This is a genomic window from Sinorhizobium sp. BJ1 (assembly GCF_002531555.1).
GTDB lineage: Bacteria > Pseudomonadota > Alphaproteobacteria > Rhizobiales > Rhizobiaceae > Sinorhizobium > Sinorhizobium fredii_B.
Map to the genome: position 1 here is coordinate 405,662 of NZ_NWTH01000005.1, position 13,942 is coordinate 419,603.

Annotated in this window: 12 protein-coding genes; 3 read left to right on the plus strand and 9 right to left on the minus strand. The window is 62.0% G+C overall.

From position 1 onward, the window contains the following. The first annotated feature begins 14 nt into the window (after positions 1–14). Positions 15–377, plus strand: a complete 363-nt coding sequence (gcvH, locus tag CO676_RS10390) for a glycine cleavage system protein GcvH (protein ID WP_097520731.1) — start codon at positions 15–17, stop codon at positions 375–377. Continuing rightward, on the plus strand, positions 377–3,241 hold the full coding sequence (gene gcvP, locus CO676_RS10395; RefSeq protein ID WP_097520733.1) for an aminomethyl-transferring glycine dehydrogenase: 2,865 nt from the start codon (positions 377–379) through the stop codon (positions 3,239–3,241). The genes gcvH and gcvP overlap by 1 nt, the downstream gene beginning before the upstream one ends. A 103-nt stretch (positions 3,242–3,344) precedes the next feature. Here gcvP and sufA read toward each other — a convergent pair whose 3' ends face one another. From sufA to CO676_RS10430, 7 genes are all read right to left on the minus strand, one after another. Next, positions 3,345–3,737, minus strand: a complete 393-nt coding sequence (gene sufA, locus CO676_RS10400; protein WP_014764487.1) for a Fe-S cluster assembly scaffold SufA — start codon at positions 3,735–3,737, stop codon at positions 3,345–3,347. Between the two features lie 98 nt (positions 3,738–3,835). Continuing rightward, positions 3,836–4,216, minus strand: coding sequence for an SUF system Fe-S cluster assembly protein (locus CO676_RS10405; protein ID WP_014764486.1), 381 nt, complete (start codon positions 4,214–4,216; stop codon positions 3,836–3,838). A gap of 10 nt (positions 4,217–4,226) precedes the next feature. Beyond that, positions 4,227–5,468 carry a cysteine desulfurase gene (locus CO676_RS10410; RefSeq protein WP_014764485.1) on the minus strand — a complete coding sequence of 414 codons (1,242 nt, stop codon included), beginning with the start codon at positions 5,466–5,468 and terminating at the stop codon, positions 4,227–4,229. Positions 5,469–5,480: 12 nt separating this feature from the next. After that, entirely contained in the window at positions 5,481–6,758 is a 1,278-nt protein-coding gene (gene sufD / locus CO676_RS10415; protein ID WP_097520735.1) for a Fe-S cluster assembly protein SufD, read from the minus strand. Positions 6,759–6,780: 22 nt separating this feature from the next. Then, positions 6,781–7,536 carry a Fe-S cluster assembly ATPase SufC gene (gene sufC / locus CO676_RS10420; protein WP_014764483.1) on the minus strand — a complete coding sequence of 252 codons (756 nt, stop codon included), beginning with the start codon at positions 7,534–7,536 and terminating at the stop codon, positions 6,781–6,783. Positions 7,537–7,612: 76 nt separating this feature from the next. Then, a complete protein-coding gene (gene sufB / locus CO676_RS10425) occupies positions 7,613–9,082 on the minus strand; it encodes a Fe-S cluster assembly protein SufB (RefSeq protein ID WP_097520737.1) in 1,470 nt (489 codons plus the stop codon). A 154-nt stretch (positions 9,083–9,236) separates the two neighbouring features. After that, entirely contained in the window at positions 9,237–10,403 is a 1,167-nt protein-coding gene (locus tag CO676_RS10430) for a cysteine desulfurase family protein (RefSeq protein WP_097520740.1), read from the minus strand. A 224-nt stretch (positions 10,404–10,627) separates the two neighbouring features. On the opposite strand from CO676_RS10430, the gene CO676_RS10435 reads away from it, so the two are divergent. After that, the gene (locus tag CO676_RS10435; RefSeq protein ID WP_014764480.1) at positions 10,628–11,305 is read left to right on the plus strand and encodes an alpha/beta hydrolase; all 678 of its coding nucleotides are present in this window, start codon (positions 10,628–10,630) and stop codon (positions 11,303–11,305) included. A gap of 70 nt (positions 11,306–11,375) precedes the next feature. Here CO676_RS10435 and CO676_RS10440 read toward each other — a convergent pair whose 3' ends face one another. Beyond that, positions 11,376–12,572 (minus strand): GGDEF domain-containing protein, encoded by a 1,197-nt coding sequence (locus CO676_RS10440; RefSeq protein ID WP_097520849.1) that lies wholly within the window; start codon positions 12,570–12,572, stop codon positions 11,376–11,378. Positions 12,573–12,674: 102 nt separating this feature from the next. Then, a complete protein-coding gene (locus tag CO676_RS10445; protein ID WP_097520742.1) occupies positions 12,675–13,829 on the minus strand; it encodes an anhydro-N-acetylmuramic acid kinase in 1,155 nt (384 codons plus the stop codon). Positions 13,830–13,942: the final 113 nt, after the last annotated feature.

Below are 13,942 nucleotides of genomic sequence, written 5' to 3' on the forward strand. Positions count from 1 at the left end.
AGGAGAGAGCGCGCATGCTGAAATTTACCGAAGAACACGAGTGGCTGAAGGTCGAGGGCGGCGTTGCGACCGTCGGCATCACCGAACACGCCGCCGGCCAGCTTGGCGATCTCGTCTTCGTGGAACTGCCGGAATCCGGCGTGACCTTCTCCAAGGGAGACACGGCTGCCACCGTTGAATCGGTGAAGGCCGCCTCCGACGTCTATTGTCCGCTCGATGGAGAGATCATCGAGGTCAATCAGGCGATTGTCGACGACCCGTCGCTCGTCAACAGCGATCCGCAGGGGGCCGCCTGGTTCTTCAAGCTGAAGCTTGCCGATCCGCGCTCCGCCGATGGTCTTCTCGACGAAGCAGCCTACAAGGAGCTCGTCGGCTGATGAGCATGCCCAAGGATTTCACCTTTACCGACTACAAGCCGTACGATTTCGCCAATCGACGTCATATCGGCCCCTCGCCGGCCGAAATGGAAGAGATGCTGAAGACCGTCGGTTATCCGAGCCTCGATGCGCTCATCAACGACACCGTTCCAGCTTCCATCCGCCAGAAGTCCCCGCTTTCCTGGGGCGTACCGATGACCGAACGGGAGGCGCTCGACAAGCTGCGCGAGACGGCCAATCGCAACGAGAAACTCGTTTCGCTGATCGGCCAGGGCTACTACGGCACGATCACGCCGCCGGTGATCCAGCGCAACATCCTGGAAAATCCGGCCTGGTACACCGCCTATACGCCCTACCAGCCGGAGATCAGCCAGGGCCGCCTCGAAGCACTGCTCAACTACCAGACGATGGTCTGCGATCTGACCGGCCTCGACATCGCGAACGCCTCCCTGCTCGACGAGGCGACGGCGGCGGCCGAAGCCATGGCGATGGCCGAGCGCGTGGCGAAGTCCAAGGCCACGGCCTTCTTCGTCGACGAGAACTGCCATCCCCAGACCATCGCTCTCTTGAAGACCCGCGCCGAGCCGCTCGGCTGGCAGATCGTCATCGGCGATCCCTTTTCCGATCTCGATGCGGCCGGCGTGTTCGGGGCGATCTTCCAGTATCCGGGCACCTACGGCCATGTCCGCGATTTCTCCGAGCTGATTGCCAAGCTGCACGAACAGGGGGCGATCGTGGCCGTTGCCGCCGATCCGCTGGCGCTTGCTCTGTTGAAATCACCGGGAGAAATGGGCGCCGACATTGCCGTCGGTTCGACGCAGCGCTTCGGCGTTCCGGTCGGCTATGGCGGCCCGCACGCCGCCTATATGGCCGTCAAGGATGCCCACAAGCGTTCGATGCCCGGCCGCCTGGTCGGCGTGTCCGTCGACGCGCGCGGCAACCGGGCATTCCGGCTTTCGCTGCAGACGCGCGAGCAGCACATCCGCCGCGAGAAGGCCACGTCGAACATCTGCACCGCGCAGGTGCTGCTCGCCGTGATGGCGTCGATGTATGCCGTCTTCCACGGCCCGGAGGGCATCAAGGCGATCGCCCAGAGCGTCCACCAGAAGACGGTGCGCCTTGCCATGGGGCTCGAGAAGCTTGGCTATACGGTCGAGCCGGATGTGTTCTTCGATACGATAACCGTCGATGTCGGCAAGCTGCAGGGAATCATCCTGAAGACTGCGGTGGCCGAGGAAGTGAACCTTCGCAGGATTGGTAATACCAAGATCGGCATCAGCCTCGACGAGCGTTCGCGGCCGGTTACGCTCGAGGCCGTCTGGCGTGCCTTCGGCGGCGACTTCAAGGTGGAAGAGTTCGAGCCCGGCTATCGGCTGCCGCAGCCGCTGTTGCGGACCAGCGGCTATCTCACCCATCCGATCTTCCATATGAACCGCGCTGAAAGCGAGATGACGCGCTACATCCGCCGCCTCGCCGACCGCGACCTGGCGCTCGATCGCGCCATGATCCCGCTCGGCTCCTGCACGATGAAGCTCAATGCGACAGCGGAAATGCTGCCGATCACCTGGCCGGAATTTTCGGAGATTCATCCCTTCGTGCCGGCCGATCAGGCGCGCGGCTATCAACACCTGATCCAAGACTTGTCGGACAAACTCTGCGCGATTACCGGCTATGATGCGATCTCGATGCAGCCGAACTCCGGTGCGCAGGGCGAATATGCCGGGCTGTTGGTCATCCGCGCCTATCACATCGCCAATCGCAACGCCCATCGCGACGTCTGCCTGATCCCGACCTCTGCACATGGAACCAATCCAGCCTCGGCGCACATGGCCGGGATGAGGGTGGTCGTCGTCAAGGTCAGCGATATCGGCGAGATCGACATGGACGATTTTCGCGCCAAGGCCGAGCAATATGCCGACACCCTCTCCTGCTGCATGATCACCTATCCCTCGACGCACGGAGTGTTCGAGGAGAACGTGCGCGAGGTCTGCGACATCGTCCACAAGCATGGCGGCCAGGTATACCTGGACGGCGCCAACATGAACGCCATGGTCGGCCTTGCCCGCCCCGGCGACATCGGCTCGGATGTGAGCCATCTGAACCTGCACAAGACCTTCTGCATTCCGCACGGCGGCGGCGGACCCGGCATGGGGCCGATCGGCGTCAAGGCGCATCTTGCGCCGTTCCTTCCGGGCCATCCGGAGACGGACGGTCATGAGGGTGCGGTTTCCGCCGCTCCTTTCGGCTCGGCCTCGATCCTGCCGATCTCCTGGAGCTACTGCCTGATGATGGGCGGTGAAGGCCTGACGCAGGCGACCAAGGTGGCGATCCTCAACGCCAACTATATCGCCGCCCGCCTGAAGGGTGCCTATGACGTGCTCTACAAGTCGGCCAAGGGACGCGTCGCGCATGAGTGCATCATCGATACGCGGCCGCTCGCCGAAAGCGCCGGCGTCACAGTCGACGACGTCGCCAAGCGGCTGATCGACTGCGGCTTCCACGCGCCGACGATGAGCTGGCCGGTCGCCGGCACGCTGATGATTGAGCCGACGGAATCCGAAACCAAGGCCGAGCTCGACCGCTTCTGCGATGCAATGCTGGCGATCCGCGAGGAAGCCCGCGCCATCGAGGAGGGCCGGATGGACAAAGTCAACAATCCGCTGAAGAACGCGCCGCACACGGTGGAAGACCTCGTCGGCGACTGGGACCGGCCCTATTCGCGCGAGCAGGCCTGCTTCCCGCCCGGCGCCTTCCGAGTCGACAAATACTGGTCGCCGGTCAACCGTGTCGACAATGTCTATGGCGACCGCAATCTCATCTGCACCTGCCCGCCGATCGAAAGCTACGCGGAAGCGGCCGAATGAACCACGGGGGGCCGAGTCATGGATCGGCCCCACTGTTCAAAAGCAAAGGCCCGGCAATAACCGGGCCTTTGTTGCGTCTACCTCTCACTGAATAGGTAACCGGTCAGTTCGCGCGCACCACCGGATTGCCCTCTGCGGCAAGTGCCGCGAGATCAGCGGGCTTCAACTCGACCGATTCGCCACAACCACAGGCGGATGTCTGGTTCGGATTCTTGAAGGTGAAGCCGGAGCGCAAGGCGCTTACTTCGAAATCCATCTGAGTGCCGAGCAAATAAAGCACGGCCTCAGGTGCAACCCAGACCTTGGCACCGTCGTGTTCGATCAGATCGTCCTTGGCATTCGCCTCGCTGACGAGATCAACGGCATATTCCATGCCGGCGCATCCGCCCTTCTTGATGCTCAGGCGAATGCCCTTGGCATCGCCGCCGGCGTTCTCGACGATCGACCTCACGCGGCCGGCGGCCGCATCGGTCAGACTCATTACGGCAAAGCCCATCGGCTTTCTCTCCTTCATATCACCGGGTTAAAGGCCCGGCGCTTTCCAGAATCAAATGTAGTGCCCGTATGTTAACGGATCAATATAGGGGCGCCGGCTCAATACCAGCCGAGCGCCACCTGCGCCTCTTCCGACATGCGGTCCGGCGTCCATGGCGGATCGAAGGTCATGGTCACCTCGACACCGGAAACGCCCTCTACTGCGCCAACGGCGTTTTCGACCCAGCCCGGCATCTCGCCGGCAACGGGGCAGCCCGGAGCGGTGAGCGTCATATCGATCTTCACCATGCGGTCGTCTTCGATGTCGATCTTGTAGATAAGACCGAGTTCGAAGATGTCGGCCGGAATCTCGGGGTCATAGACCGTCTTCAGCGCGGCGATGACGTCGTCGCTAAGGCGAGCCAGTTCCTCGGCCGGAATGGCCGAGTGCACGATGCCTTCGCGGACATCGACCTTCGCTCCGGTTTCCTCGAGACTCATGATTGCCTCCTTAAGCAAAGAACTTGCGTGCGTGTTCGAGCGCGTCCGCCAGAGCGTCGACCTCGGCCCGGGTATTGTAGAGACCGAAGGACGCACGGCATGTGGAGGTGACGCCGAAGCGTTTCAAGAGCGGCTGGGCACAATGGGTTCCCGCCCTGACGGCGATGCCGGCACGATCGATCACCATAGAAACGTCATGGGCATGAATGCCGGCGATCTCGAAGGCGAAGATGCTGCCCTTGCCAGGCGCATCGCCGAAGACACGGAGCGAATTCACGGTGGACAGGCGTTCCCGGGCATAGGCCGTCAGGTCCGCCTCGTGCGCCCTGATCGCCTCGCGGCCGACCTTTTCCATGTAGTCCAGCGCATAGCCGAGCCCGATCGCCTGGACGATCGGCGGCGTGCCGGCCTCGAAACGGTGCGGAGGATCATTATAGGTGACGCGGTCCTCGGTCACTTCCTCGATCATCTCGCCGCCGCCCATGAACGGCCGCATCTCCTTGAGCCGCTCCGTCTTGCCGTAAAGCACGCCGACGCCGGACGGACCGTAGAGCTTGTGGCCGGTCATCACGTACCAGTCGCAGTCGATGTCCTGGACATCGACCGGCATGTGCACCGCGCCCTGGCTGCCATCGACCAGCACTGGAATGCCGCGCTCGCGGGCGATACGGCAGATTTCTTTGACGGGAACGACCGTGCCCAGCGCATTCGACATATGGGTGATTGCGATGAGTTTCGTCCGCTCGGTCAGGCACTTGACGAAATCCTCGACATGGAAGGCGCCGTCGTCATCGACCGGTGCCCAGACGAGCTTGGCGCCCTGACGTTCACGGATGAAGTGCCAGGGAACGATGTTGGAGTGGTGCTCCATGATGGAGATGACGATCTCGTCGCCCTCGCCAAGATGCGGCATACCGTAGCCGTAGGCAACGGTATTGATCGCCTCGGTCGAGGACTTGGTGAAGACGATGTTTTCGACCGATGGTGCATTCAGGAAGCGGCGCACCTTTTCACGGGCGCCCTCGTAGGCATCCGTCGCGGCATTCGAGAGGAAATGCAAGCCGCGATGGACGTTGGCATATTCGTTGGCATAGGCATGGGCAACGGCGTCGATGACGAGCTGCGGCTTCTGCGCCGATGCGCCGTTGTCGAGATAAACAAGCGGCTTGCCATAGACCGTCCGGGAAAGGATCGGGAAATCCTTTCTTACGGCCTCGACGTCATAGGCTGGCACCGGCACAGTGTGTTCCATGGTCCTGTCCAATCAGGCGTGTTTTACGAGCCAGGCCGAGATGACGCCTTCGAGCGCCTCGACCAGCGCCTCATCATCTTCCAACTCCTCGACGATCTCGGCAACGAAGGCGTTGACGAGCATCGCGCGTGCCTTGTTCTCCGGAATGCCGCGAGAGAGCAGGTAGAACAGCTGGGTATGATCGATATCGATTACCGTTGCACCGTGACCGCACTGCACGTCGTCGGCGAAGATCTCGAGTTCAGGCTTTGCCGAGAAGTCCGCATCGTCGGACAAGAGCAGCGTATTGCACGACATCTTCGCGTCGGTCTTCTGCGCATGCTTCGCGACAAGGATCTTGCCCTGAAGCACACCCTTCGCGCGGTCGAAAACGACGTTGCGGATGATTTCGCTCGAGGTCGTGTGCGGCACGTCATGGCTCAGCGTGAAGGTCACGTCCGTGTGGCTCTCGCCGCCGAGCAGGTTGATGCCGCGCAGCGTCAGATCCGCACCCTCGCCGCTCGCCCTGCCATGCAGTTCCTGGCGTACCAGCTTGCCACCAGCATTGATGACGAAGAGGTGCAGTTTCGCGTTCTTGCCGAGGTCGAAACGAATCTGGCCGAGATGGGTGTCGGCCGGCCCCTGCTGCTGCAGGATGATCCAGATCACGTCGGCGCCTTCGGCAAGCGTCACGTCGCTCACCGAGGAAACGAAGCTCGCATCCCCGTTGGTCGACAGATGCCGCTCGAGCACCGTTGCCTTGGATCCGGCACCGAAAGAAACCGGGAAGCGCGTATGGGCCTGGCCGTGACTTTGTGCGACCTGGATTTCCAGCGGCGCTTCCAACTCGACGCCTTCCGCGACTGCGATTTCCAGGCCGCCGCGAACCAGACCGCCATTGATGCGGCCAATGGCGTCATCGAAGCCGAGGACGGCAAGACCGGCGACTGCCGAACCGTCGAGCAGGCTCTCCGTGTAGGAGCGCGCAGTGATCCCCTCGGGAAGGCTCTTGAGATCGGCCTCACCGTTGCGCACCGAAAGCACGGTGGCGCCCGCGATGATCGGTTCGACTCGGTCGGCAAAGGCGGACGGATCAGCGGAGGGCACCGCGCGCAGCAAGGTTCTGAGGTCCGTATAGTGCCAGGACTCGACGCGCCGCGTCGGCAGCCCCGCCGTCCTCAATTCGTGGACGAGCGTGTCGCGCAGCGACAGCACGGCCCCGTCGCCGGGCAGGTCGCCGATCTGGGCGGTATAGGCATCGACGAGCGCCGTTTCGGCTGCCGTCATCTTGATGGCCTGTTGCATATTCATTCGAACACTCCTTCAACAGGCGTCAGGCTGCCGCCTCGATGATGTCGGCATAGCCCTTGGCTTCGAGCTCATGCGCCAGCGTCTTGTCGCCCGACTTGACGACCTGGCCCTTGTAGAGAACGTGGACCGTATCCGGGACGATGTAGTCGAGCAGGCGCTGGTAGTGCGTGATGACGACGACGGCGCGATCCGGCGAACGCAGCGCATTGACGCCGTCGGCGACGACCTTCAGCGCGTCGATGTCGAGGCCCGAGTCGGTCTCGTCGAGCACGCAGAGCTTCGGCTCGAGAAGCGCCATCTGCAGGATTTCCGCGCGCTTCTTTTCACCGCCGGAGAAGCCGACATTGAGCGGCCGACGCAGCATTTCCGGCGCAATCTTCAGCTCAGCGGCGGCTTCCTTGACGCGGCGCATGAATTCCGGCGTCGTCAGCTCATCTTCGCCGCGATACTTGCGCTGTTCGTTCATTGCCACCTTCAGGAACTGCATGGTGGCAACGCCCGGGATCTCGACCGGATACTGGAATGCGAGAAAGATGCCCTTGGCTGCACGCTCCGAAGCGTCGAGTTCCAGGATGCTCTCGCCGTTGTAGAGGATGTCGCCCTCGGTCACTTCATAGTCTTCGCGCCCGGAAAGGATATAGGAGAGCGTCGACTTGCCGGAGCCGTTGGGGCCCATGATAGCGGCGACTTCACCGGCCTTCACGGTCAGGTTCAGGCCGCGGATGATCTCGGTGCCGTCCTCGGCGATGCGTGCGTGCAGGTTCTTGATTTCAAGCATTTCAAATCGTCCTCTGGGAAACGAATAGTTCTCGCGCGCAGATCCAGCGCGCCGGTTCAATAATCAGTCCCGGGCCTCAGCCAACGGAGCCTTCTAGCGAGATGCCGATCAGCTTCTGCGCCTCGACGGCGAACTCCATCGGCAGTTCCTGGATGACTTCCTTGACGAAGCCGTTGACGATCAGCGCGATCGCCTGTTCTGCCGGGATGCCGCGCTGCAGGCAGTAGAACAGCTGATCCTCGGAGATCTTCGAAGTCGTCGCCTCGTGCTCGAACTGTGCGGTCGAGTTCTTCGCCTCGATATAGGGCACCGTGTGGGCGCCGCACTTGTCGCCGATCAGCAGCGAGTCGCACTGGGTGAAGTTGCGGGCGTTCTCCGCCCTGCGGTGGGCCGAGACCTGGCCGCGATAGGTGTTGTCCGAAACGCCGGCGGCGATGCCCTTGGAGATGATACGGCTCGACGTGTTCTTGCCGAGGTGGATCATCTTCGTGCCGGAGTCGACCTGCTGGTGGCCGTTGGAAACGGCGATCGAGTAGAATTCGCCGCGCGAACCATCGCCGCGCAGGATGCAGGACGGATATTTCCAGGTGATCGCCGAGCCGGTCTCAACCTGCGTCCAGGAGATCTTCGAGTTCTTGCCGCGGCAATCGCCACGCTTGGTCACGAAGTTGTAGATGCCGCCCTTGCCATGCTTGTCGCCCGGGTACCAGTTCTGAACCGTCGAATACTTGATTTCGGCGTCATCCAGCGCGATCAGCTCGACGACCGCGGCGTGAAGCTGGTTCTCGTCGCGCTGCGGCGCCGTGCAGCCTTCGAGGTAGGAGACATAGGCGCCTTCCTCGGCAATGATCAGCGTGCGCTCGAACTGGCCCGTGTTCTTCTCGTTGATGCGGAAATAGGTCGAAAGCTCCATCGGGCAACGGACGCCCTTCGGCACATAGACGAAGGAACCATCGGTGAAGACGGCGGAGTTCAGCGTTGCATAGAAGTTATCGGACTGAGGTACCACCGTACCGAGATACTTCTTTACGAGATCCGGGTGCTCCCGCATCGCCTCCGAGATCGACATGAAGATGACGCCAGCCTTCTTCAGTTCTTCCTTGAAGGTGGTAACGACGGAAACGGAGTCGAATACCGCATCGACGGCGATCCTCGTCTTCTCGACGCCGGCCAGAATCTCCTGCTCCTTCAGTGGGATGCCGAGCTTCTCATAGACCTTGAGCAGCTCCGGATCGACCTCGTCGAGTGATTTCGGGCCGGTCGTGCCCTTCGGCGCGGCGTAATAGTGAATCTCGTTGAAGTCGATCTTCGGATAGCGGACACGCGCCCAGCTGGGCTCGTCCATGGTGAGCCAGCGGCGATAGGCCTCGAGGCGCCATTCGAGCATCCATTCCGGTTCGTTCTTCTTCTCGGAGATCAAGCGGATGATATCCTCGGACAGGCCCTTCGGCGCCTTGTCCATCTCGATCTTCGTCTCGAAGCCGTATTTGTACTGGTCCACGTCGATCTGGCGGACCTGATCAATGGTTTCCTGCACGGCAGGCATGTCGCTCTCCAATCTCGTCGGATCCAAGGTCCGGCGGCTTGTCAATGCGGTGCAATATGTGCGCACCGCTTATGTAATGGCTAAAAGGCGGTTTTCACCCCATTTGCCAAGCGGAAAATTGCTTTTCCGCAATTTCGTTCAAGGCTTTCTGCATTCACGCGGCCTGCCCGGTCGAGCGGCGCCGCGCCGCCACTTTAGCGAATACTGCCGCACAGCGTTCGATCTCCGCTTGCGTCGTCGATGCACCGATCGAAAGGCGCAAGGCGCCCTGTCGCGGATCATAACCCATCGCCGTCAGCACATGACTCTGTCCAACCTTGCCGGAAGAGCACGCAGAGCCTGCCGAGAGGGCCACGCCTTCAAGATCGAAGGCAATCTGGCCGGTCTCCGCCTTCAGGCCCGGAAGCGTGAAGAAAGACGTATTGGCGATTCGCGGCGCGTTTCGACCATGGATCACCACGTCCGGTGCGCTTTCCAGCATCTGCGCCTCAAGCCGATCGCGCAGAGCGGCAATCGCGGCCGCGCGGGCGCCCAGGTTGTCGGCAGCCGCCCGGGCAGCTGCCCCGAAGCCCGCCAGCGCCGGCGCGTTCTCGGTGCCCGAGCGATGGCCCTTCTCCTGACCGCCGCCGCGGATCAGGGGCGCAGGCATCATGACCTCGCCGCGGGCGACGAGTGCGCCGCCCCCTTTCGGCCCGCCGAGCTTGTGCGACGAGATGATGAGGAAGTCGGCGCCCAAGCTCTCGATCGACAGGGGCAGGCGGCCGGCGGCCTGCACGGCGTCGACGACTAACAGTCCCCCGTGGGCACGCACGATTGCAGAAACTTCGCCGATCGGCTGGACAATGCCCGTCTCGTTATTGGCGAACATCACGGCCACCATCGGCAGGCCCGACTGGCGATCATGCGCCGCAAGCAACGTCTCGAGCGCGATACAATCGATAACGCCGTCGCTTGTGACAGGCACTTCGCAAATATTCTCTCGCGCGAAACGTCCGCCCTCGCGCACCGCCGGATGCTCGATCGCAGAGACATAGAGCTTGCCGAGCTTGAGCGGCGTGCGGCCCATACGAAAATCCGGCGTCAGCACCATGTTGGCCGCTTCCGTGGCGCCGCTGGTGAATATCACCGAGGAGGCCTTGGCGCCGCAAAGCGCGGCAACATCACGGCGCGCGCTTTCGATCAGGCCTCGAAGCGCCCGACCCTCGCCGTGAACGGACGAGGGATTGCCGACCGCATCGAGCGCGGACAGGAAAGCATCGCGCGCTTCGGGCAGAAGCGGCGCTGTCGCATTCCAATCCATGTATATGCGCGGTCCCGGCATTGCTTCCTTCGCTAGAGCCGACGGTTCAATCCCTGCAATCGATGCCGTTGCATTTTTCTTGAATTTTCCGCGCCGCTTGTCCTATGAGACGACGAACGCGGCGGAGTGCCCGCATCGAAGTTTTGAACGGTTCTAAAGTGCGTTCTAGAAAAGCTGACTGCTTTCGTCAAGACAGAACGGCATCAACAACGACGATTTGAACCAGAAACGTTCCCGGAGAACCTATGCCCGAAATCATCTTCAACGGACCGGCCGGTCGCCTCGAAGGCCGCTATCAGCCTTCGAAGCAGAAGAGTGCACCGATCGCCATCATCCTGCATCCGCATCCGCAGTTCGGCGGGACGATGAACAACCAGATCGTCTACCAGCTCTTCTACATGTTCCAGAAGCGCGGCTTTACGACCCTGCGGTTCAATTTCCGCGGCATCGGCCGCAGCCAGGGCGAATTCGACCATGGTGCGGGCGAACTTTCCGATGCGGCCTCGGCGCTCGATTGGGTGCAGAGCCTGCATCCCGATTCGAAGAGCTGTTGGGTGGCCGGCTATTCGTTCGGCGCCTGGATCGGCATGCAGCTTCTGATGCGCCGTCCCGAGATCGAGGGCTTCATGGCGGTTGCACCGCAGCCGAACATCTATGACTTCTCGTTCCTGGCGCCCTGCCCGTCGTCGGGCCTCATCATCAACGGCGACAGCGACAAGGTCGCGCCGGAGAAGGACGTGAACGGTCTCGTCGAAAAGTTGAAGGCGCAGAAGGGCATCCTGATCACGCACAAGACGGTTTCCGGCGCGAACCACTTCTTCAACGGCCAGATCGAGACCCTGATGGGGGAATGCGAGGACTATCTCGACCGTCGCCTCAACGGAGAGCTGGTGCCGGAGCCCGCGGCGAAGCGCATTCGCTGAGGAAGTTCCATTTCCATACACGAGCCGGCACGGAGATCGCATTCGATTTCCGGGCCGTTTTGTTTCTAATCTATGACCGCCCCACCCGCCGGGACGTGGCGGGCAGCACGAGCACCGGCGGTTCGGCGCATTCCACGCGGTTCCTGCCCCCGGCCTTGGCGGCATAGAGCGCCTTGTCGGCGCGCTGCATGGCCGCTTCCATCGGCTCTCCCGGAACAATGGCCGCAACCCCGAAGCTCGCCGTGATCCTGACGCTTTCAGGCAATCCCTCGACCCGCGTCGACGCCATTGCCGCGCGCATACCCTGAGCGAGCACGCGCGCTTCCACCAGCCCGACACGAGGCAGAAATACCGCGAACTCCTCCCCGCCGAGCCGCGCTGCCACGGCCCTCATCGGCATGAGCTCCACAAGAACACGGGAGAACTGCCGGATCACGCCGTCGCCGGCATGATGGCCGTAAGTATCGTTGACCAGCTTGAAGCGGTCGAGGTCGGCGAGAATCAGCGTCCCGGGCCCCTCGCCCCCACCGGTCTCCAACAGCGGTGTGACGCGATCGACGAAGCCGCGGCGATTGCAGAGGCCGGAGAGCGCGTCGAGCTCGGAGCTGGCGCGGGCCTCGTCGATGATATCCTTGACCATCACCCCGAGGATCGCGATGCCTGTCGCGACGATCAGCATCGCGCCAAGCGCTTGCGAAATGAGAGCGAACGGACTTGCGAGGTAATCCGCCGCCGTGGTGCCCGATCCGGCTGCAATGGCGGCGTAGATTTTCACAAGGTAGTAGATCGATGTCAGAACCAATAGGCCGAACAGGATCCAATCCGCGGGGGACCGACGCTTGGACCTCAGCACGGTCGATGCCGACCATGCCTGGATGACGAAGAACGGCAGCTGGTAGAAGAAGGCGTGCCGAAGCGTTCCGCGCGGCAAGTCGTAGATCAGCAGATCGAGCAGCACCGAACCCAGGAATAAGACTGTAAGGACAAGCAGGCGCGCCGGCACCTGATAGAAGAGCCCTAACGAAAGGCGAAGGAGGATGAAGCCGGCAAGAACGTTGGCAAATGCCCCGACGGCAAAGAACTTCGGCACAGGCGTGAAGGGCAGCACGGTCTCGAAGACGGCCGCGAGCGAGGCGACGGCGAAGCCGGCCGCGCACCAGATCGCCGGACCTTTTGCACGACTTTTTGCGGCAATGATGAGAAAGGCCACCACGAATATCTGGGCAATGATGAAATTCACCGCCAGCAGGGAAATCGCACCACCCATCGATAGAATCCGAAAGTCCCAGCCCAAATCAACGAGCCGCGAAATTGCGCCTCGCGGCGGGCAATGTAGCCATCGCGCACGAAGAATTCATTAAATAATGCCTCAGCCCTGTGCCTTCAGTGCATCTTTCGGCCTTGCCGCCCGCCGGCCGCCGCTCACCGGCTGGGTGACGCCCGTGGTGCCGGGATAGCTCAACGGCAGTCCGCGCAATGACCGGACGGCCAGGTAGGCCCAGGCTTCGGCTTCCATTGAATCGCCGTTCAGGCCCAGCGCCTCAGCGGCAAGCACCCGTCCGCCTGCTGCCTCCGCAAGTGAGGCCAGGTCCCGCATGATGATGGGATTGAGGCGGCCGCCGCCGCAGATGATGTAAGTTCCCGGCATTTTAGGAAGATGCCGTGCCGACCGCAATATGGCGGCCGCCGTCACATGCGCCAATGTGCGGGCGCCGTCTTCGAGGCTCGCGTCAGCAGCTGCGGGCGGCGCAAAGTCGTTGCGGTCGAGCGAGCGGCGCTTGTCCGACGAGAAGAAGGGATGAGCGAGGTAGCGTTCGGCAAGCTCCGGCAGCACCGAGCCTTCGCTCGCAATCATGCCGCCCTGGTCATAGGGAATGCCGGCATGGGCTTCCACCCACTGGTCGATCAACGTGTTTCCCGGCCCACTGTCATAGGCGATGATTGCCTCGCCGGTCCCGATGAAGGTGATATTGGAAATGCCGCCGATGTTCACGAAGGCGACAGGCGCTTCGATCTCCGAGCTCTCGGATAAGTCGCGGGCCAATGCGGCGTGATAGGCCGGGATGAGCGGCGCCCCTTGGCCGCCATGCGCCATGTCGTTCGCCCGCATGTCGTAGACCACGTCGATCAGGGTTTCCCTCGCCAGCAGGTGTCCATCGCCGATCTGAACGGTCAGGGCCTCGTCGGGGCGGTGTAGGACCGTCTGCCCATGGAAACCTATTACGTCAACAGTGTCTTGCAAAAGATTGTTTTCGAGAAGAAATATCTTCACCGCATCCGCGTGCCTCAGCGACAGGTCCCGCTCGAGGTCCGCCAGCGTTCCGGGCCGCTCGTCTCTCTTGCGGATCGACTTGGCATCGTCGAGCCCCTGCTTCAGACGATCTCGGAAGGCAGCATCATAGGCATATCCGGCTGACGGCCCTCTTCGAACGATCGTGTCGCCGTCGGTTTCGACGAGGGCGACGTCGATACCATCCATGCTCGTGCCGCTCATCAGGCCGATCGCCGTCAACACCTTGCCCATGGATGCCCTCCGCCCATTTTTCTTTATCCACCGGTCATAGCAAAACGCTGCCCGAGCAAAAACGTGCACTTTCGACAAAACAGTGATAAACGCCCGCCGCAGACGTCCCAACA

What these genes read in the sequence shown, in the direction of transcription:
- gcvH (WP_097520731.1), top strand. Translation starts at nt 15, where the DNA reads ATGCTGAAATTTACCGAAGAACACGAGTGGCTGAAGGTCGAGGGCGGC.
- gcvP (WP_097520733.1), top strand. Translation starts at nt 377, where the DNA reads ATGAGCATGCCCAAGGATTTCACCTTTACCGACTACAAGCCGTACGAT.
- sufA (WP_014764487.1), bottom strand. Translation starts at nt 3,737, where the DNA reads ATGGGCTTTGCCGTAATGAGTCTGACCGATGCGGCCGCCGGCCGCGTG.
- CO676_RS10405 (WP_014764486.1), bottom strand. Translation starts at nt 4,216, where the DNA reads ATGAGTCTCGAGGAAACCGGAGCGAAGGTCGATGTCCGCGAAGGCATC.
- CO676_RS10410 (WP_014764485.1), bottom strand. Translation starts at nt 5,468, where the DNA reads ATGGAACACACTGTGCCGGTGCCAGCCTATGACGTCGAGGCCGTAAGA.
- sufD (WP_097520735.1), bottom strand. Translation starts at nt 6,758, where the DNA reads ATGAATATGCAACAGGCCATCAAGATGACGGCAGCCGAAACGGCGCTC.
- sufC (WP_014764483.1), bottom strand. Translation starts at nt 7,536, where the DNA reads ATGCTTGAAATCAAGAACCTGCACGCACGCATCGCCGAGGACGGCACC.
- sufB (WP_097520737.1), bottom strand. Translation starts at nt 9,082, where the DNA reads ATGCCTGCCGTGCAGGAAACCATTGATCAGGTCCGCCAGATCGACGTG.
- CO676_RS10430 (WP_097520740.1), bottom strand. Translation starts at nt 10,403, where the DNA reads ATGCCGGGACCGCGCATATACATGGATTGGAATGCGACAGCGCCGCTT.
- CO676_RS10435 (WP_014764480.1), top strand. Translation starts at nt 10,628, where the DNA reads ATGCCCGAAATCATCTTCAACGGACCGGCCGGTCGCCTCGAAGGCCGC.
- CO676_RS10440 (WP_097520849.1), bottom strand. Translation starts at nt 12,572, where the DNA reads ATGGGTGGTGCGATTTCCCTGCTGGCGGTGAATTTCATCATTGCCCAG.
- CO676_RS10445 (WP_097520742.1), bottom strand. Translation starts at nt 13,829, where the DNA reads ATGGGCAAGGTGTTGACGGCGATCGGCCTGATGAGCGGCACGAGCATG.